This is a genomic window from Variovorax paradoxus EPS (assembly GCF_000184745.1).
Taxonomy (GTDB): domain Bacteria; phylum Pseudomonadota; class Gammaproteobacteria; order Burkholderiales; family Burkholderiaceae_C; genus Variovorax; species Variovorax paradoxus_C.
Genome location: NC_014931.1, coordinates 596,154 through 615,253, shown reverse-complemented (window position 1 = coordinate 615,253; position 19,100 = coordinate 596,154). Strand labels below are relative to the sequence as shown.

General features: G+C 69.0%; 13 protein-coding genes. 6 read left to right on the top strand and 7 right to left on the bottom strand.

Annotation, left to right across the window (positions count from 1 at the left end; all coding sequences use genetic code 11):
- Positions 1–340: 340 nt before the first annotated feature.
- From tagF to phnD (VARPA_RS02740), 6 genes are all read right to left on the bottom strand, one after another.
- On the bottom strand, positions 341–985 hold the full coding sequence (gene tagF, locus VARPA_RS02765; protein ID WP_013539021.1) for a type VI secretion system-associated protein TagF: 645 nt from the start codon (positions 983–985) through the stop codon (positions 341–343).
- Positions 982–4,581, bottom strand: a complete 3,600-nt coding sequence (gene tssM / locus VARPA_RS02760; protein WP_013539020.1) for a type VI secretion system membrane subunit TssM — start codon at positions 4,579–4,581, stop codon at positions 982–984. Before tssM ends, tagF begins: the two co-directional genes overlap by 4 nt.
- Entirely contained in the window at positions 4,578–5,942 is a 1,365-nt protein-coding gene (locus VARPA_RS02755) for a DotU family type VI secretion system protein (RefSeq protein ID WP_013539019.1), read from the bottom strand. Before VARPA_RS02755 ends, tssM begins: the two co-directional genes overlap by 4 nt.
- A gap of 228 nt (positions 5,943–6,170) precedes the next feature.
- On the bottom strand, positions 6,171–7,502 hold the full coding sequence (gene tssK, locus VARPA_RS02750) for a type VI secretion system baseplate subunit TssK (protein WP_013539018.1): 1,332 nt from the start codon (positions 7,500–7,502) through the stop codon (positions 6,171–6,173).
- Between the two features lie 143 nt (positions 7,503–7,645).
- A complete protein-coding gene (phnD, locus tag VARPA_RS02745) occupies positions 7,646–8,671 on the bottom strand; it encodes a phosphate/phosphite/phosphonate ABC transporter substrate-binding protein (protein WP_013539017.1) in 1,026 nt (341 codons plus the stop codon).
- Between the two features lie 67 nt (positions 8,672–8,738).
- On the bottom strand, positions 8,739–9,797 hold the full coding sequence (phnD, locus tag VARPA_RS02740; RefSeq protein ID WP_013539016.1) for a phosphate/phosphite/phosphonate ABC transporter substrate-binding protein: 1,059 nt from the start codon (positions 9,795–9,797) through the stop codon (positions 8,739–8,741).
- A gap of 146 nt (positions 9,798–9,943) precedes the next feature.
- Here phnD (VARPA_RS02740) and VARPA_RS02735 point away from each other — a divergent pair, with 146 nt between their 5' ends.
- The 3 genes from VARPA_RS02735 (at position 9,944) to VARPA_RS02725 (ending at position 15,019) form a co-directional block, all read left to right on the top strand.
- Entirely contained in the window at positions 9,944–11,836 is a 1,893-nt protein-coding gene (locus VARPA_RS02735; protein ID WP_013539015.1) for a hybrid sensor histidine kinase/response regulator, read from the top strand.
- Positions 11,837–11,987: 151 nt separating this feature from the next.
- Positions 11,988–13,067 (top strand): ABC transporter substrate binding protein, encoded by a 1,080-nt coding sequence (locus VARPA_RS02730; RefSeq protein ID WP_013539014.1) that lies wholly within the window; start codon positions 11,988–11,990, stop codon positions 13,065–13,067.
- Positions 13,064–15,019, top strand: a complete 1,956-nt coding sequence (locus VARPA_RS02725; RefSeq protein ID WP_013539013.1) for an ATP-binding protein — start codon at positions 13,064–13,066, stop codon at positions 15,017–15,019. The genes VARPA_RS02730 and VARPA_RS02725 overlap by 4 nt, the downstream gene beginning before the upstream one ends.
- 161 nt (positions 15,020–15,180) lie before the next feature.
- On the opposite strand, the gene VARPA_RS02720 is transcribed toward VARPA_RS02725, so the two are convergent.
- Positions 15,181–16,167: a GlxA family transcriptional regulator gene (locus tag VARPA_RS02720; RefSeq protein ID WP_013539012.1), complete on the bottom strand. Its 987-nt coding sequence runs from the start codon at positions 16,165–16,167 to the stop codon at positions 15,181–15,183.
- A gap of 111 nt (positions 16,168–16,278) precedes the next feature.
- Here VARPA_RS02720 and VARPA_RS02715 point away from each other — a divergent pair, with 111 nt between their 5' ends.
- From VARPA_RS02715 to VARPA_RS02705, 3 genes are all read left to right on the top strand, one after another.
- On the top strand, positions 16,279–16,911 hold the full coding sequence (locus VARPA_RS02715) for a cysteine hydrolase family protein (RefSeq protein WP_013539011.1): 633 nt from the start codon (positions 16,279–16,281) through the stop codon (positions 16,909–16,911).
- Positions 16,912–17,021: 110 nt separating this feature from the next.
- Positions 17,022–17,807: a hypothetical protein gene (locus VARPA_RS02710; protein ID WP_013539010.1), complete on the top strand. Its 786-nt coding sequence runs from the start codon at positions 17,022–17,024 to the stop codon at positions 17,805–17,807.
- A gap of 5 nt (positions 17,808–17,812) precedes the next feature.
- Entirely contained in the window at positions 17,813–18,682 is an 870-nt protein-coding gene (locus tag VARPA_RS02705; protein WP_041943214.1) for an FkbM family methyltransferase, read from the top strand.
- Positions 18,683–19,100: the final 418 nt, after the last annotated feature.

Sequence of the window (19,100 nt, the reverse complement as noted above, 5' to 3'; positions counted from 1 at the left end):
CTCCCCTCCCGGGGGAGGGCCGGGGCGGGGGCACCACGGCCGAGCGCAGCGAAGGCCCGTGAACTGGCCGAGCGCAGCGATGGCCTGTCGGTCCCCAAAGCCCTTCTGGCTGCGCCGAGGAGCGCAGCGGTTCGCGGATCAGGGCTCGCAGCTGTTTGAGCGAAGCGAGTTCTGCGAGACCCCGCGAACCGCGAGCACCGCAGGTTGCCCGCAGCGAAGCGGAGGGTCGCAGACAGCAGGGTCGCCTTTCTTTTGCCTACCTTTCTTTGGCGAAGCAAAGAAAAGTAGGTCGCCTGCCGGGGCGAGACCCGGCCTCGGAAAGTAAAAGGAAGCAAGGAGTTCATTCCCCACCCCCAAGAAACAAAGCCTCGAACTGCGCATCGCGAGGCAGCCCAGTCGCAAGCATCCGAACCCCACCTTCAACAGCAGGATCGCCAAGCCACAAAGAAGCCCCCGCCGCAGGCATTTCCAGCAACTCGACGCCATCGACAGAACCGGCAGCAGCAGCCACGAACAGCCGTCCAAGCACGGCATCGAATCTCAGCGCATCGAGATCCCCATCCAGTCCCTCAAGCGCAGCCTGAGTCGCCAAAGCCCACCACTGCAGCGCGGCAACCAGCGCCTCACCCTGAAGCGCATCCGACACATCGCCAGCCAGTTCAACAGCAAGGGTGAACGGAAAGTACCGTCCAACGCCATCGACAGAAGGCATCAACACCCCGATCCACCCACGCTCGCCGGCCACTTGCGGCCCAAGCGCAAAACACCAGATCGGCGCTTCAAGGTAATGCGCAGTCCAGTCCGCATGCCGATCCCGCAGCCGCGCAAGCCCCCGCTGCAACCACTGATCCCAGACCGTGCGAAACGACTCCGGCAACCGCCGATGCGCAAAGTCCCCCATCCCCGGCAATTTGCCAAACCACCCAGGCAATTCAGTCGAGGTAAAGAGAGATGATGAAGAGGAAGAAGAAGTGGCCAAACTCACAACCCCTCCGGACAAGAAAACTCCCGCAGCTCACGCAAGCGAATCGGATGCTGCACGCTGTTCGTCGTCACCTCGAAACGCGTCTTGCGCGCGCCGATCTGGAAGGTGATGAAGAACTTCTCCGGCGCATCACCGGCTTCGAGCTGTCCATCGTCCAGCGCACGGAACAGCGCCCACGGCCCATCGACCGCCGAGCCCGAACTGCCGGTCGTCGAAGGCGGACTCACCTGGATGCGCACCTGGTTGCTGCCCTTCGGCCCCGGCCACTGCACCGCCATCGGCACCACGGGGCCATGCGCGTACTTCACGAGCTGCCCATCGACATCGAGGATGAACTGCGTGATGCCCGCATCCATCTCCACCGGCTTGAAATCCAGCCGCATCGAAGGCCCGCGGCCACCCGCGCGGAAGAAGATGTCCTTGATGCGCGCGGCACGCTCGAACTGCGCGAGCGCCTGCGTGGTGATCGCGCCGCGCTCGGCCACGGGCTTGTAGCGCCACGGCCGCGTGCTCGTATCGACCAATGCAGCCAGCCGCTTCTGGAAGAAGTCGTCCATCAGGCCACCGGCGCCGAACATCTGGCCGAAGTCCTCGGGCAGCACATCGCGCTTGCTGGTGGGCGAGAACGGATAGCGGCCCGCGATGGCACGCGCGCAGAACTCGGTCACGGGGCGCAGGTCCTGGCTCAGGTTGCCGCGCTCGGCCACCTGCGCCTGCGCGGCGCCCGACTGGCTCAGGTTCTCGACCATCGAGCGCACCGGCTCGGGCAGCCGGCCGGCATCGGCCTTGAGCTTGCCGGCCACATCGCCGGGCGGCGGCGAGGTGCGGCCCTTCACTGCCGTGTCGACCGCGTTGAGGTACACGTACACCTCGTTGAAGAGCTTCAATGCATCGTCGATCGGCGCGGGCTGGCCGGGCGCCGCGGCGGTGACCAGGCGGCGCAGCGGCTCGAAGCGGTCGTCCACGATGCTCTCGATGCGCTTGCCGGTCGCGACCGGCTTGTTGGGGTCGCCGCCGAACAGGTCTTCCAGGCCCTTGCGGGTGCTGGCGACGGTGGCGGTGGCCTTGCTCACCACGTCCTTCGGTTGATCGGCGGGGATCAGCGTGGTCTCCTTCACCACGGCGCGCAGGAAGTTCGCGAGCGGCGAGCTCACGCCCGAGAGAATGCGCGCGGCCTCGATGTTCTTGTCGAGACCCGTGGCGCGAATCAGCCGCACATCGCCGAGCAGCGCTTCCCATTGCTTCACGTACTCGGCGAGGTACAGGCGGCGCACGCGGTCGGTCAGCGCGCCGAGCGCGGCCACGTCGCGCAGGCGGTCGGCGGCGCCCTTGTCCTGTCCGAGCACCCACGGGTCTTCGGCGGCGAGCAGGCCGGTGAGCACCGTCACTTCGTTCTGGAAGCGCTTGTGATAGCCGTCGTAGGTGAACATGCCCGGCACGCCTTCGGTCAGCGGCTTGCCGCTGATGCGCTCGAACACGAGCGGCGCCGAGGGGCCGGCGGCCGTCGCCACGCTGAAGCCCGGAATGTCCTTGGTCGCGCGCTGGCGCTTCAGGCGGCTGAACACGCGCTGTTCCAGCGGATAGCTCGCGAGCACGGCGCGCACGCTGCGCACGAGGTTCTCGTCCATCTTGAGCGGCGAGCGCGGCGGGCCTTGGGCGATGAGCACGTCGAGCTGCTCTTCGAGCGCCATGCGCTGCTCTTCGGGAATGCCGCGGTCCAGGCTGCGCGCCCAGTCGAGCGTGATCCAGGCCTTCAGCGCCTCGGGGTCGAAGTGCTCGGGCTGGTAGAGCATCAAATAGCTCTTGAGCGCTTCGTACGTGTACTCCAGGTTGTCCTTCTGCGCGGTGCGCAGCTGGTCCTCGATGCGCTTGGCGATCTGCGGCAGGAACACGTCGTTGAGCGCGCGCTGGTGCGCAAGGCGCGCGGCGGCGTCGAGCTTGTTGCCCTGGTAGAGGCCCAGCGTCATGCTGAGCGGCTCATCGCCCTGGCGGTTCTCGGGTGTCTTCCAGATGTCGCGTATGCCCTGCATCACGGGCGCGACCTCGACCAGGTTCTGCAGTTGCACCGGAAGATTGGCCAGGCTCTTCTGCGCGGGCACGGCGCGCGCTTCCACCGACTTCAGGTAGTTCGTGTTCTGCCAGGTGCTGTAGCCCCAGCCCGCGATGAGGCCGACCGTGACCAGCGTCATCGCGGCCACGCCCGTCATGCGCAGCAGATGGCGGCGGCGCTCCAGCTTCACGTCGGCGCCTGCGAGGCGCTGCTCGGGAAACACCACGTCGCGCAGCAGCGATGTGAGGAAGTAGCTGCGGCCGCTCGACTTCTGCGGCGCGAGCATCGCGCGCTCGATGCCGAAGCTGCGCGACAGGCTGCCCATCACGCGGTCGATCGGGCTGCCCTCCTGCGTGCCGCTGGTGAAGTACACGCCTCGCACCCACGGCGGCTGCGCGAAGCGCGAGCCGGTGAACACCTGGTCGAGCAGGTCCGACAGCAGCGAGCCGATGGAGCCGAACTGCGCCGGGAAACCGAAGATCGCCGCGCGGCGCCCACCGTCGGTCTCGCGCTGCATGCGCGGAATGAGGCCGTCGTTCACGCGGTTGTGCAGCAGCGCGAACTCGCGATGGAAGGCGGTGGAGAGGCCCTTCTCTTCGGTCTGCACGTTCTCGTCGGCCGGCAGCGTGAAGCCGAAGACCTGCGCGCGCTGCTCCTTGCCGAGGTCGTCGAAGTAATCGGTGAAGCCGTAGAGCAGGTCGCTCTTGGTGACGAGCACATACACCGGCAGGCGGGTCGTGAGCTTGCTGTCGAGTTCGAGCAAACGCGCGCGGATCGATGCGGCGAGTTGCGTGCGCTGCTCGGGCCCTTGGCTCAACAAGTCGGCGACGCTCACCGTGAGGAACACGCCGTTCAGCGGACGGCGCGGGCGCGCTTTCTTGAGCAGGCCGAGGAAGCCTTCCCATGCGTTCTTGTCCTCGGTCTGGTGGCTGTCCTGCGTGGTGTAGCGGCCGGCGGTGTCGATGAGCACCGCCTCGTCGGTGAACCACCAGTCGCAGTTGCGCGTGCCGCCCACACCGCGGATCGCGCCGGGGCCGAACTTCTCGGCGAGCGGGAACGACAGGCCCGAGTTCACGAGTGCCGTCGTCTTGCCAGCACCGGGCGCGCCGATGAAGACGTACCAAGGCAGGTCATACAGATAGCTGCCGCCCGAGATGGACATCCAGTCGCGCCAGCCCGGCTTCTTGCCGGCGGCGTGCAGGCGCATCTGCTTCAAGGTGGCGACGGCTTCGCTGAAGCGCGTATCGAGAATCTTCTGCTCGCCATTGGCCGGTGCGTCGGTCTTCACCGTCGGCGCTTTCATGAGGCCATCGGTCAGGTGCTGGCTCGCACGGCGCGCGCGCCAGCGCCGCCACGCCATGCGCAGCACGACGATGAGCACGATGGCGCCGATCAGCAGCCAGCGCGCCAACTCGCTTTCGAGCGGGGCGAGCGAACCGATCTTCACCAGCGGTCCGATCCACCAGATCAGGAGCCCGACGACGATGAGCGCGAGCAGCGTCAGCAGCAGCGGACTGAACAGGAAGCCGAAGATTTTCTTGATCATTTCGTCGCTCCTGGAACGGGAGCAGCCGGCGCAGGTGCCACTGGCGCAGCGGAGGCAATGCGCTCGGGCTCGGTCAGCAGCACGATGTCCACGCGGCGGTTGCGCGCGCGGTTGGCGGGCGTGTCGTTGGCGGCCACGGGCTCGGCGTCGGCCTTGCCGTCCGAGCGCATGCGCGCGGGGTCGACCAGCGTGGTGAGCGCGCCCTTCACCGCATCGGCGCGCGCAGCCGAGAGGTGCCAGTTCGATGGATAGCGCAGCGACCGGATCGGCTGGTTGTCGGAGTGGCCGGTGATGAGCACATCGCCCTTCACCTCGGCCAGCGCCTGCCCGATGCGGCGCAGCACCGGCAGCGAGGCGGCCATCGGCTCGGCGCTGCCGGAGCCGAAGAAGGAATCGCCGCGCAGGCGCACCACGCTGCGGTCCGCCTCGTCGGTGACGGTGACGAGGCCCTGCTTCACTTCAGGTTCGAGGAAGCGCGCGAGGCGCGGCGTCTTCGCGGGCGGTGCCGGTGGCGCGATCTGGATGTTGGGCACGCGCAGGCCCGACACCGCGGCGTAGGTGGTGTCGGAGCGCTGGTTCAGCATGATCTGCATGCCCACCCACGCGAGCGCGAGCAGGAACGCGAAGCCCGCAGCGAAGACCCACAGCGGCAGCGATTCGCGCAGCCGCACCGTGCCCGCGCCCTGCCCGCGCCAGTGCGGCGAAAGCTCGGGCTCGACAGCCGGTCGGTCCTTGGCGATCAGGTCGGCCAGGCGCTGGCGCACCGAATCGAGTTGCGCGCGGCCGTTGTCGACCACGCGGTAGCGGCCCTCGAAGCCGAGCGCAAGCACGCTGTAGATGAGTTCGAGCAACTGGCGATGCGTGGGCACATCCTGCGCGAGCTTGGCGAGAAGCTGGAACACCTTTTCGCCGCCCCAGGTCTCGTTGTGGAACTGGACCAGCAGGCTCTGCTTGTTCCAGCCGGCCTGCACGCCCCAGGGCGTGTTGGCCACGGCTTCGTCGAGCGCGGTGCACAGCACGTAGCGCGCGGCAAGCACCGATTCGTTGCTCACGCCCGAACGGCGCGCGCTGGCATCGAACTGGTTCACCGCATCGGCGGTGGAGGCGCGCAACGCCGGCACGTTGGGCGGCTGCGCGAGGTTGCGCAGCTTGCCGATCAGCACCAGCAGCTTGCCCGCGGCCGAGACCAGCGGATTGAGCAGCCCGATCTCGCCGACTTCCACGGCCGGCGTCGGATCGGCGCCCCCGAAAAACGGTGCGGGTGTCGCGGCCGGCGGCGTGCCGGCGGGCGTGCGCGGCTTGGGCTTGATGACCGTGCGCTCCGACTCGAAGGCGGCAAAGGGGTCGGGAGGTGTGCTCATGGGTTTACCTCAGGGCCGTCTATGCGGCAACAGCCACTTGGGTGATAGCAGCCGTTCGGGCTGCGCTTGTCGAAGCCTTGCGCGCCATGCCCAGCCCTTCGACAAGCTCAGGGCCACCGGGGTGGAAAACTGCAACAGCCGTTCGGGCTGAGCTTTTCGAAACCTTGCGCGCGGTGCCCAGCCCTTCGACAAGCTCAGGGCGAACGGGGTGGGGGTTGGCTTGCGGCTTCATGAACGAATAGCCCAGAAGGCAAGGTCGAGGCCAGGGAAATCGCCGGCGATGTGCATCGCGATGCCGCCGGATTGCTCGAGCTGGCGCCACAGGTCGCTGTTGCGGGTTTCGAGTTCGAAATAGTTCGCGCCCGTGTGGAACGGAATCTGGCGCGGCGCGACCGGCATCGGCGTGAGCGTGACGCCCGGGAGGGCCAGGTTCACGAGGTCGCGGATGCGCTCGACCGGGCCGATCTTCACTTGCGTCGGGAAGCGCGCGCGCAGCGCCTCGCTGGGCATGTTGGCGTTCACCGCGAGCACGAAGGTGGCCTTGCGCTGCAGTTCCACGTCCGTGACCATCGCCACGCGCACGCCGTGCTTGCGGTCGTGCAGCTCGATGCGGATGGCCGACTGCTCGAACACCATCGAGAGGCTGCGGCGCAGGTCGTCCATCACCGGGCGGAAGCTCAGCGCGAGGTCGTCATGAATATAGGGACCGAAGCGCGCGACGCGGCGCGTATCGCGAAAGCTCGACAAGTCGCCAGCGAGCCCGAGCGCATGTTCGAAGAAGTGCTGCGGGTGCAGCATCGCGCTCTTCGCGAGGTGCGCAAAGATGGCTTCGTTGCGGTTCACCGCCTGCAGCAGCATGAAGTCGGCGATCTCGGCCACGCCGCCGGTGCCGCCCTGCGTCATGCGGCCGGCGAGTGCCTCGCCGCGCTGGCGCAGCAGGCCGAGCAGTTCGTCGAGCCATGCGCGGATGACCGCATGGCCGGCCACGTCGAGCAGCGGCGGGAGCATCCCGCGATCGAGCTGCACCTGGTTGTCGGTGCGGCGCTCGACCACGCGGGCGACGCCCATGGTGGTCCAGGCGTCGGTGGCTTCGCTGGCGCGCATGAGGCGCGTGTGGAGCTGCCCGAGTTGCAGCATCGCGGTGCGCTCGCCGGCGGTGTTGGAATCGGGCACGTCGGACTCGAGCACCCGGTGGCGCACCAGCTCTTCATATTCTTCCGCGTCGGCCTCGCGCGCACCGGCGCGGCGCAGCGGCAGTGCAAGCACCACGGCCTCGTCGCGCATGGAAGAGGGAATGTCGATGGGTTCGGGCAGCGGATCGACCGCCGGCATGTCGAACACCGTGCCGTCGCCGAAGATGCCGACCGCGCGCACCAGCGCCAGCTTGCCCAGCGTGAGCGCCGCCTGGTCGATTTCCAGTTCGGCAAAGCCCCAGGCGTAGGGCGTGGTCGAACGCAAGAGCACATGCCTCGCATGATCGGCATGACGCTCGCTCTGCTGCAGGTGCTGGGGCTGCAACAGCATCCCCTCGCTCCAGACCACTTTTGTTCGCCAACTCATCCGCACTCCGTCAACGGCAAGGGTTGCCAGAAAGAAACACGAAGTTTCCGGCGCGGCGGGCGGCGGGCAAATCCGCCTAATGGCCTAGACGAAGGGGTTTGGAGCTACGGCGAAGGGACTAGGCGGGCAGTCCCGGCGATGTGTCAGCGCCCGCCGGCACGCAGCGTCTGCACCTGCTCCGCATACGCCTTCTCGATGCGCTGCAGCCGCTGGGCGCGCGCCGCTTCGTTCACCCAGGCGGCGGCCATGGCGCGCTGCTTGCCGAGTTCGTATTCCAGCCGCGCCTCGGGCAACAGCGCGCTGTCGTCGGCCGCGACATAGCCGTAGGCCGCGCGCAGGTTCTTGAGCACTTCGCGCTCGCCATCGGCGTGCGGGCCCTTGCCCTGCCCGTAGGTGATTAGGAAGTTCTGCAGCTTCGCCTGGAACTCGGGCGGGTAGTTGCGCCGCACCACCATCGGCGCACCGGGCGGCGGCGTGGACTCCCAGATCACCTGGAGTCGTTCGGCCTCGATGGGGAACTGCTGGCGGAAGCGCTCGAGGTCGGTGGTGTTGTTGGTGGCCACGTCGGCGTCGCCGTTGGCCACGGCGAGCGCGGTGGCCTGGTGGGTGCCGACGAACTCGCTGAGAAAGCGGGTTTCCATCTCGATGTTGTTCGGCAGGAAGAGTTGGCTCTGCGGCACGACGAAGCCGGTGACCGAACGGCTGTCGCCGCGCGCGAGGCGCCAGCGCTCGGGCTGGGCGAGCATGCCTTCCAGGGTGTTGAGCGGGCCGGCCTTGCGCGCGAGCAGCACCGCGCGGTGCTCGGGCATGCCGGGGCGGCGCGCGATCTGGGCCACGACCTTCATGCGGCGCTGCATCACGGCGTCCAGCGCCATCTTGGCGGAGAGAAAGGCCATGTCGATCTCGTCCTTGCCGATGGCGCGGTCGAGTTCCTCGTACGACGGCACCGAGTACGCATTGACCGGAATGCCGAGGGAGCGGCTCATGTCGGCCATGAAGGGCGTCCACAGGGCGCGCGATTCGACGGTGCCGCCGAGCGGGAGCACGCCGAAACGGATCGTCTGGACCGGCTTCTCGTTCACTGCTTGCGCCAGGGCGAGCGACGGCGGAAGCAGCCCGGAGGCTGCAATGAAGGCGGCTGCCAGCAGGTGCTTGAGTGCGGGGGGCATGTCGCGGCTTGGCTTGGCTTGTTGGGGCGTGCTGCTGTTCAGGGCGATCGACTGCTGCCCGGATCGATCAAGGCGCGATGTCCCTGAGCACACTGACCTGCTCGGCGTAGCCGTTCTCTATGCGTTGGAGGCGGGCCTGCTTGGCGGCGTCGTTCACGAACTGGGCCGTCACGGCGTTCTGTTTGGCCAGTTGGTAGGCGAGCTTGGCCGCGGGCTGCAGCGAGCTGTTGTCGGCCACCACGAAGCCGGCCAGGTCGTGCAGCGACTTGAGCACCAGCCGTTCGGCGTCGCCGCGCGGGCCCTTGCCGCGGCCGTAGGCGGTCAGGAAGGCCTGCACGCGGCTGCGCAGTTCGGCCGGATATTCGCGCCGCACCACGATCTGCGCGTGTGGTATCAATTCCGACTCCCACAGCACCTGCAGCCGCTGCGCCTCGGCCGGAAAGCGCAGCTTGAAGCGCTCGAAGTCGGCCGAATTGTTGGTGGCCACGTCGGCCTCGCTGTTGGCCACGGCGAGCGCGTTGGTCTGGTGGGTGCCGACGACCTCGCTCAAAAAGCGGGTCTCCATCACGATGTGGTTCGGCAAGAAAAGCTGCAGTTGCGGCACGATGAAGCCCGAGACCGACTGCTTCTCGCCGCGCGCGAGGCGCCAGCGTTCGGGCTGGTCCATCAGGTCTTTCAACGTGTTGAGCGGCGGCGTCTTGCGCGCCAGCAGCAGCGCGCGGTAGCCGGGCAGGCCGTCGTGCCGCACGACCTGGGCCACCACCTTCATGCGGCGCTGGGTCACGGCGTCCAGCGCCATCTTTCCGGAGAGAAAGGCCATGTCGACCTCGTCGCGCTGGATCGCCTGCTCCAGCGCCTCGTACGAATTGACCGAGAGCACGCTCACCGGGCGATGGATGGCGCGGCTCAGTTCGGCCAGCAGCGGGTCCCAGTCGCTGCGCGACTCGAAGGCGCCGCCCAGCGGCAGGATGCCGAAGCGCACGGCGGTCTTGTCCGGCGGTGCCGCCTGGGCGGTTTGGGCCGCGGCCACGACAGGCAGGCCGACGAAAAACGCCAGCGCCGCAGCCCGGAAAGCAGCGGAAAAAACAGCGGGGACGGCAGCGAAATGACGCAGGAAAGCCAGCATTTTCAGGACCGAAAGGCGTAGGGCCGCTGCGCACCAGCGGGTCTAATGGGCAACGCGGACGCCATTAAATAGCAAATACAAGTTAATTTTGTGATGTTTTTCCTGTCTTCCATGTTTGGCGTTGGGCTCCTAAGCTCGCGGCCTCGATGAACTGGAACTTCCGCGTCCTGCGTGGGCTCGCCCGCCTCACCTTCGCCCAGCAGCTGATCCTGCTGGCGCTGGTGCCGGCGACCGCGGCCACGCTGACGGCCATCGCCGTGCTGACGCGCCAGCACCTGGGCAACCTCACCGAGCTGATGCGCGCCAATGCGCAGACGGTGGCGCTGCAGGTGGCCACTGTGGCGCAGGCGCCGCTCGCGCGCATGGACAAGCGCGCCCTGCAGCGCACGGCCCAGTCGGGCACTTACCAGCCGCATGTGCAGCAGGTGCAGATCTGGACGGAAGACGGCGAGATCGTGGCCAATTCCGAAACCGTCGACCGCGCGCGCGGCGAGGGCCTGCAGGTGGTGGTGCCGATCGTGGCCGACGACGGCCGCCACAACGGCAAGGTGATGGTCGAGATCAGCCTCTCCGCGGTGCAGAACGCCCGCCGCTCGGTGTGGCTCAACGTGGCGGTGGTGCTGGCGATCAGCCTGCTGGGCGTCGGGCTCGCCGGCTGGTGGGCGGCGCGGCGCATCAGCGAGCCGATCCGTGCGCTCGGCAAGGCGGTCGACCGCCTGGGCGCGGGCGAGGACGCGAGCGTGGCGATCGAGGGCACCTCCGAGGTGAAGCACCTGCAACTGGGCTTCAACCACGCGGCGCGCGCGCTCGCCGAGAGCCGTCGGCTGCTGCAAAGCCGCATCAACGAGGCCACGGCCGAGCTGGCGCGCAAGAACGCGCTGCTCGAAGTGGCGAGCCAGGCCAAGACGCGCCTCCTGGCGGCGGCGAGCCACGACCTGCGCCAGCCGCTGCATGCGCTCACGCTTTTCTCGGACGGGCTGGCCAACGGCGAGACCGATCCGGTGAAGCTGCAGCGCATCGGGCACATCCGCGAATGCGTCGAATCGCTGGACCGGCTTTTCTCGGAGCTGCTGAACCTGTCGCAACTCGACGCCGGCGTCTTGCAGCCGCAGTGGGCCGACTTTCCGCTGGACCGGCTGTTCGACGAAATCAGCCGCAACTTCCGCCCCGTGGCCGAGCAGCAGGGCCTCCGGCTGGTGGCGCGCAAGACCGAGCTCTGGGTGCGCTGCGACTACGTGATGCTCTCGCGCATCCTGAACAACCTGGTGTCGAACTCGCTGCGCCACACGCTCGAAGGCGGCGTGCTCATCGGCGCGCGGCGCCGCGGCAAGGGCGTTCGCATCGACGTGGTCGACACCGGCGTGGGCATCGCCGCGCAGCACCAGACGCGGGTGTTCGAGGAGTTCTATCAGGTGGAGCCGGCCGGCCGGCCGTCGGCGCGCGGCGCGCGCGGCATGGGCCTGGGCCTCGCGACAGTGCAGCGGCTGACCGAGCTGCTGAACACGCGGGTGGAGCTCAGCTCGCGGCTGCACAAGGGCACCTGCGTGCGGGTGCTGGTGCGCTCGGCACCGGCCGCGCTGCCGTCGCCCACGCCGTCGCCGGTGGCAGCGGGCATGGAGGACGGGGAACCAAGCCTGGCGAACCTGCGCATCCTGGTGATCGACGACGAGCGCACGATCCTCGAAGGGCTCTCCGTGGTGCTCGCCAACTGGGGCGCCGAGGTGCTGGTCGCGCAGACCCGCGCCGAGGCGCTCGCGCTGGCCGACACCTGGGCCGAGCCGCCCGATGTGGTGGTGAGCGACCTGCTGCTGCAGGGCGGCGACAACGGGCTGGATGTGATCGCCGCGCTGGAGCGTCATCCGCGCGGCATCGGCCCCGGCACGGCGCGCCTTTTGGTCACGGGCGAGACCAAGCCTGATCGCCTCCGCGAAGTGGCGAGCGCCGGCATCGCGGTGCTCTACAAGCCGGTCTCGCCGCGGGTGCTGCGCCAATCGATCCACGCGCAGCGCGCGGCGGCGCTGCTCAACCTAGACGCATAGTCCATCGGACATAGGCCGTGCGGCCGCTGCGGTGTGAACTTCATCACACTGACACAGGGTCGCGGGGACGGACATAGCCCCTCCGCCTTATCGCGCGAAACAGGGCGTCTCCTTACATTGGGTCATGCACCCTCGCTGCAGAAGCAGTCACATGTCCGTCGTCGCGAAACACCTCTTTCATCCCTTCCCCGGAAGGCTGCGCGGCGCAGTGCGTGCGGCGCTGGCCTTCGGCCTGACCGCGGGCGTCGCGGTCGGCCTGCTCGGCCTGTCGATGGCCAGCCGCGCGGCCGCCGCCCCCAGCCTCACCGTGCTGATGAGCGACGACAACCCGGCGCATTCGGAATTCGTGCAGCAGTTGCGCGCGGGCCAGGAGCCGGGTGGCCGCTTCGAGCTGGTGCGCCTCTCGCCGACCGGCGAGATGCCGCAGGGCGTCGAAACCGCCAGCGCCGAGACCGAACCCCGCGCCAATGCGGGCGTTCGCACGCGCAGCATGCGGCCCTCGGCGGCCGACGCGAACCTCACCATGGCGGTGGGCGCAGCGGCCGCGCGCGCCGCCGTCGAACGCCCCGGACAGGAGCCGCTGGTGCTCGCGATGCTGAGCCGGCTCGACTACGAGGCCCTGAAGGCCGCAAGCCCCGCCTTGAAGCGCGGCGACCGCCGCGTGGGCGTGCTGCTGCGCGACCCCGCCATGGCCGACCAGCTCGCGCTCATCCATGCGGTGCTGCCGCAGAAGCACCGCATCGGCGTGGTCGCCACGCCCGAGTCGGAGCCGCTGGTGCGCGAACTGCAGCGCGCCGCGCAGGGTGCCAACCCGGCCTGGGAGGTGCGCGTGGAGTACGCGCCCGATGCCCGATCGCTCGCCGCCGCGCTGCGCACCGTGGTGCCGATGAGCGATGCATTGATGGTGCTGCCCGACCTGATCGGCGACAACCAGGCGGCCACGCTGTCGGTGCTGCGCGCGGGCGCGAGCGCAGGCCTCGCGGTGTTCGGCGCCAGCGAAGGGCTGGTGCGCTCGGGCGGCTTGGCGGCAGCGGTCTCGACGCCTTCTCAACTCGCACAACAAGCCCGCCTGCTGGGCCAGAAGGTCGCCGTCGCAGGCAGCAGCAACAGCCCGCTGGTGGAAGCGGCAACGCCGGCCACCGTGCGCGTCAACGCCACCGTGGCACGCGGGCTCGGCCTGCGCCTGCCGGAGGAACGGGAGCTCACCGACCGCCTCGCGGCCCCGCGATGAACGCCCCGCCGCCCCCGCAAGGTCCGGTGCCCGCCGGCGACGACGCGGTGCAGCCCCGTGCCGCGTCCGCGCTGGTCGTGCGCGGCAATCTGCAGGGCGACCTGTTCCGCCTGGGCGTGGTGCCGTGCGCGGCGGTGGCGCTCGCGCTCACCGGCTGGTTCACCCACAACCGGCTGCAGACGCTCGAAGCCCAGTTCGATGCCGAAGGCGAGGCCGTGGCGCGCCAAGTGGCGGCCATGTCCGACCTGAGCCTGTACGCGGGCGACGTGCCGGCGCTGCAGAACGTGGCCAATGCGGCGCTGCGCGGCGGACAGGTGATGCGGGTGGAGATCAGCAACAGCGCGGGCGTGTACGTCACGGCCGGGCCCAAGAACGAATCGCTCGCGCAATTGCGCATGTTCACCTCGCCGGTCACGCTGCGCGAGGCCTCGCGCGCCAGCGCCTTCGCGCCCGCGGGCTCCACCGCGGCGGGCGACACGCCCATCGGCCTGGTCCAGACCTTCCGGGACACCACCGCCTATGCGCGCGAGCGCAGCCGCTCGCTCATGGCGGGCATCGGCATCGCGCTGGTGGCGCTGCTGGCGGCGTGGGCCTCGGTGCGCCACATGGCGCGCACGGTGGCGCGGCCGCTGCGGCGCGTGTCGCGCACCGTCGCCGCGCTCGAAGCCGGCCACTTCGACATGCGCTGCGAAGTGGTCGAGGGCGGCACCCGCGGCTCGCACGAACTGGCGGTGCTCGCGCACGACATCGACCGGCTCGCCGAACGCCTGCAGCACAACCGCCAGGTGAGCGAGGAGCGGGTGCGTGAAGCCACCGCCGTCGCGCTGCAGCGCATGGCCGAAGCCGAGCAGGCGGCGCTTTCGCGTGCGCGTTTTCTCGCGGCCGCGAGCCACGACCTGCGCCAGCCGCTGCATGCGATGGGCCTCTTCATCGACGGCCTGCTGCCCACCGCCAGCGCGGCGCAGCGCCCGGCCGTGCTGCGGCTGCAGGAGAGCACCGAGTTCATGGGCGTGCTGCTGGACGACCTGCTGGAAATCTCGCGGCTCGATGCGCAGGTGCTCACGCCCACCATCACGCGCATCTCGCTGGCCGCCCTCTTCGACCAACTCGATGCGCAACACGCCGCCGCCGCCATCGAGGCGCGCGTGCGGCTGCGCTGGAGCGACCGGGGCCTGGCGGTGCGCACCGACGCGGCGATGCTGCAGCGCATCGTCAACAACCTCGTGGCCAATGCGCTGCGCCATGCGCCCGAAGGCGGCACCGTGCTGGTGGCCGCGCGGCGCATCGCGTCCGGCGTTCGCATTGAAGTGCGTGACAACGGCGTGGGCATCGCACCGATCCACCAGGGTCGGATCTTCGAGGAGTTCTACCAGGTGGCGAACACCGAGCGCGACCGCCGCCGCGGCTTCGGCCTGGGGCTCGCGATTTGCGCGCGCATCGCCACGCTGCTGGGCACCCGCATCACCGTGCGCTCGGCGCTGCAGGCCGGCAGCACCTTCGCCTTCACCCTGCCCGCCGCGCGCGCCGCCGACGTCGTGCTGCCCGAGCCCGCACCCGTCGCACCCGCGCCGCTCGCGGGCCTGCGCTGCCTGGTGGTGGACGACGACCCCGCCATCCTCGACGGCAGCCGCGCGCTGCTGGAGCAGTGGGGCTGCGAGGTCGAATGCGTGGCCACCGGCGCCGAGGCCATCGCGCGGATGGGCACGGGCGACATCCATTTCGATGCGGTGCTGTGCGATCTGCAACTGGCCGGCGACGGCGACGGTGTCGACGTGATCGAAGCGGCCAAGCGCCTGCAGCCCGACGCGCTCGCGGTGCTGGTGTCGGGCGCGACAGGGCCCGAGGTGCTGCAGCGGCTGCGGCATGGCGGCGTGATGCTGCTGACCAAGCCGGTGCCGCCGGCCAAGTTGCGCGCGCTGCTCACTACGCGGCGGCACGCACACGCGGCCTGAAGCCAGCTTGTGTTGGAAACGATCCCTACCCGATCCGTTCACGCTGAGCTTGTCGAAGCGCCGCGCGAGGCTTCGACAAGCTCAGCCCGAACGGTGGCGCTCAGCCCGAACGGTGGCGCTCAGCCCGAACGGGTGCGCTCAGCCCGAACGGTGGTGGCGCCTCAAGCCGCTTCTTCGGTCCGCGAGAACTGCCTGCGATACACCGTCGGCGACACCTTGAACGCCGAGGTGAAGTGCTTGCGCAGCGACACCGCGGAGCCGAAGCCCGCGCCGGTGGCCACGCGCTCGACCGGATGGTCCGTGGTCTCCAGCAACCGTTGCGCCAACGCGAGGCGCTGGTTCTGGATCCACTGCCCGACTGTCGTGCCCGTCGATTCGCGGAAGCGCCGCGTGAAGGTGCGGCGGCTCATCAACGCGCGGCGCGCGAGCTCGTCGAGTTCGTGCGGCACATCGAGGTGCTTGCCCAGCCATTCGAGCAACGGTGCGAGCCGGTCGCGCTCGGCCGTCGCGGGCATGGGCTGCTGGATGTACTGCGCCTGCCCACCCTGCCGGTGCGGCGCGACCACCATGCGCCGCGCCGCGCGGTTGGCCGTCTCGGCGCCGTAGCGCACGCGCAGGAGATGCAGGCAGCAGTCGATGCCCGCGGCCGTGCCGGCGGAGGTGAGCACGTCGCCGTCGTCGACATACAGCACCTCGGGCTGCAGGCTCACCTTCGGGTACTGCTTCGCGAACGCGGCGGCGAGGTTCCAGTGCGTGGTGGCGGGCCGGCCGTCGAGCAGCCCGGCCTCGGCCAGCACGAAGGCACCGAGGCAGAGGCCGACCACCGTGGCGCCGCGCCGGTGCGCGGCCTGCAGCGCGCGGATGAGTGCAGGCGGTGCGGGCCGTCCATCGTCGCGCCACGAGGGCACCACCACGATCTGCGCCCGGCGGATCGCCTCCAGCCCATGCGGCACCACGAGATCGAAGCCCGCGTTGGTCCGCAGCGGCCCCGGCTCCGGGGCGCACACGCGCATGCGAAAGCGCGGTGCGCCGGCCTCGGTGCGGTCTTCGCCGAACACCATGCAGGGCACGGACAGGTGAAAGGGGCTGATGCCGTCGAACGCGACGACTGCGATGGTTTCGGTGGTCGTGGTGGTTGTGCGGGCCATGGCCCGATCTTATCGATGATTGGCTATCGGGCCACTTTCGGCCAGACGGCGAAAGGCGAAGAATCGAGCCCATACCAACCGCACGAACAAAGAGAAGGAGCCAGACAGACCATGAGCAACACCGCCGCCCCCCGCCGCGTCCTCGTCGTGATCGACGTGCAGAACGAATACTTCGAAGGCGGCGGCCTGCCGATCGAGTACCCGCCCATCCTGGACACGCTGCCCAACGTGACCAAGGCGATGGACGCCGCACACGCCGCCGGCGTGCCCGTCGTCGTGGTCCGCCACCACGCCCCCAAGGGCGCACCGGTGTTCCAGGCCGACACCCACAATGGCCAGTTGCACCCCGAGGTCGCGAACCGTCCGCGCGATCACCTCATCACCAAGACCTTCCCGAGCGTGTTCACCGGCACTGACTTCGCCGACTGGCTTGCTCTCCACGAAATCGACACGCTGAGCGTGGCCGGCTACATGACGCAGAACTGCGATGCATCGACGGTGTTCGAGGCGATGCACCGCGGCCTGAACGTGGAGTTCCTCGCCGATGCGAGCGGCGCACTGCCGTATGCAAACGACGCAGGCAAGGTCACAGCGGAAGAGATCCACCGCGTCTTCAGCGTCGTGTTCCACAGCAACTTCGCGGCCGTGACTTCGACTGCGGCGTGGATCACCGCGATGCAGGAAGGCCAGGCCATCGCGAAGGACAACGTGGTCATGTCCAACCGCCGCGCGCGCGGCGTCTGAAGCGGGCGGGCCGAGGGCAATCCGGGAGGGCGTGCGCGCGGCGCGGGTGCTATGGTGGCCCCGCAGCCGCCCGCACGATGCGTGCAGACCGCCCTCGAGGACATCCCGCCATGCCCGATCTCTCTGCCCTGAAAGACATCCGCCCTTTCGTCGCGACGCCGAGCTACGGCGGCACGATGACCAGCCTCTACGTGCGCAGCCTCCTGGGCCTGGTCAACCTGGCGTGGGAACACCGGTTCCCGATGCAGACACGCTTTCTCGATGGCGACAGTCTCATCACACGCGCCCGCAACCGCCTCGTCGCGGAGTTCATGGCCGACACCCGCTGGACGCACCTGTTCTGGATCGATGCCGACATCGGCTTCGAACCCGAAGCGGCCCTCCGGCTTCTGTGCGCGGGGCGCGACGTGGTGGCGGGCATCTACCCGCACAAGACCGACGGCTGGCCCGCGGGCGGACTTCGCGAGCCACTGCCGGCCGGCGCCACTCGCGAAGATTTCGAGGCGCTGCATGCCAGCTTTCCGGCGAATGCGTTCGACACCCGCCTGTCGGTGGACGCAGAAGGATTTACCGAGGTGCTGGATGCGCCCACGGGCTTCATGCTGATCGCGCGCAGCGTGTTCGAGCGCCTCGCTGCCGCCTATCCGCAGTTGCGCTACACACCCGAGCGCGCCGCCGACCCCGCGACGCGCGACCTGCCGCACTACCGCTTCTTCGACGTGCTCGCCGAGCCCGACAACGGAGCCTACCTGGCGGAGGACTTCGCGTTCTGCCGCCGCTGGCAATCGATCGGCGGGCAGGTCTTCATCGATGCCCGCTCCAACCTGTCGCACCAGGGCACGCGCACCTACACAGGCCACTTCGGCCGTGCGCTGGCCGTGCGCGAAGGCCGATGAACACGATGACGCAGACCACACGCGCTGCCGTGGACCTGCGCGACATCCTTGCGCCGCGGCGGCTGACCGAGGTGGTCGATGTCGGGGCCAACCCGATCGACGGCGACCCGCCCTATCTCGCGATGTTGCAGGCCGGGCTGTGCCGAGTCACGGGCTTCGAGCCGCAGCTTTCGGCGCTGCATGAACTGACGCAGGCCCAGGGTCCGCTCGAGCGCTACCTGCCGTGGGCGCTCGGCGACGGCGGCATGCACACGCTGCATGTCTGCGCCGCACCGGGCATGACCAGCCTCCTCGCGCCCGATGCGCAATCGCTCGCGCTCTTCGAGGCCCTGCAGCCATTGGCCGAGGTTCGCGAACGGATCGCGGTTCAGACGCGGCGGCTCGACGACATCGCCGAGATCGCGCATCTCGACTTCCTGAAGATCGACGTGCAGGGCAGCGAGCTCGCGGTGTTCCGCGCGGGCCGCGCCAAGCTGGCGCAGGCCGTGATGGTGCAGACCGAGGTGTCCTTCGTCACGCTCTACAAGGACCAGCCGACGCAGGGCGAAATCGACCAGGAGCTGCGCGGCCAGGGCTTCGTGCCGCATTGCTTCGCCGCGGTGAAGCAGTGGCCGATCGCGCCGTGCGTGGTGGATGGCGATCCGCGCCGGCCCCTCCGCCAGCTGTTGGAGGCCGACCTGGTCTACATGCGCGACATCCGCCGCCCCGAGGCGATGGACGACGAGCAGCTGCGGCATCTGGCCTTGGTCGCACACCACTGCCACGGCTCCTTCGATCTCGCACTGCGCTGCCTGCTGCTGCTCGAAGAGCGCCGCGCGGTCGAGGCCGGCGCGCAGCAGCGCTACCTGCAACTGCTTGCGGCGCGCGGTGCCTGATACCGGGTTTGCGTTCGAAAAGATAAAACCGCTCGCCCTGAGCTTGTCGAAGGGCTGTTCGCGGTCAGCGCAAGGCTTCGACAAGCTCAGCCAGAACGGTTGTTGGGCAATTCGAACAATGCAGTGGCCATCCGCCCATGACACCGCTCGCCCTGAGCTTGTCGAAGGGCTGTTCGCGGTGGGCGCGCGGCTTCGACAAGCTCAGCCCGAACGGTTGTCGGGCAATTCGAACAATGCAGTGGCCATTCGCCCATGACACCGCTCGCCCTGAGCTTGTCGAAGGGCTGTTCGCGGTGGGCGCTCGGCTTCGACAAGCTCAGCCCGAACGGTTGTCGGGCAATTCGAACCATGCGGTGGCCATCCGCCCATGACATCGCTCGCCCTGAGCTTGTCGAAGGGCTGTTCGCGGTGGGCGCAA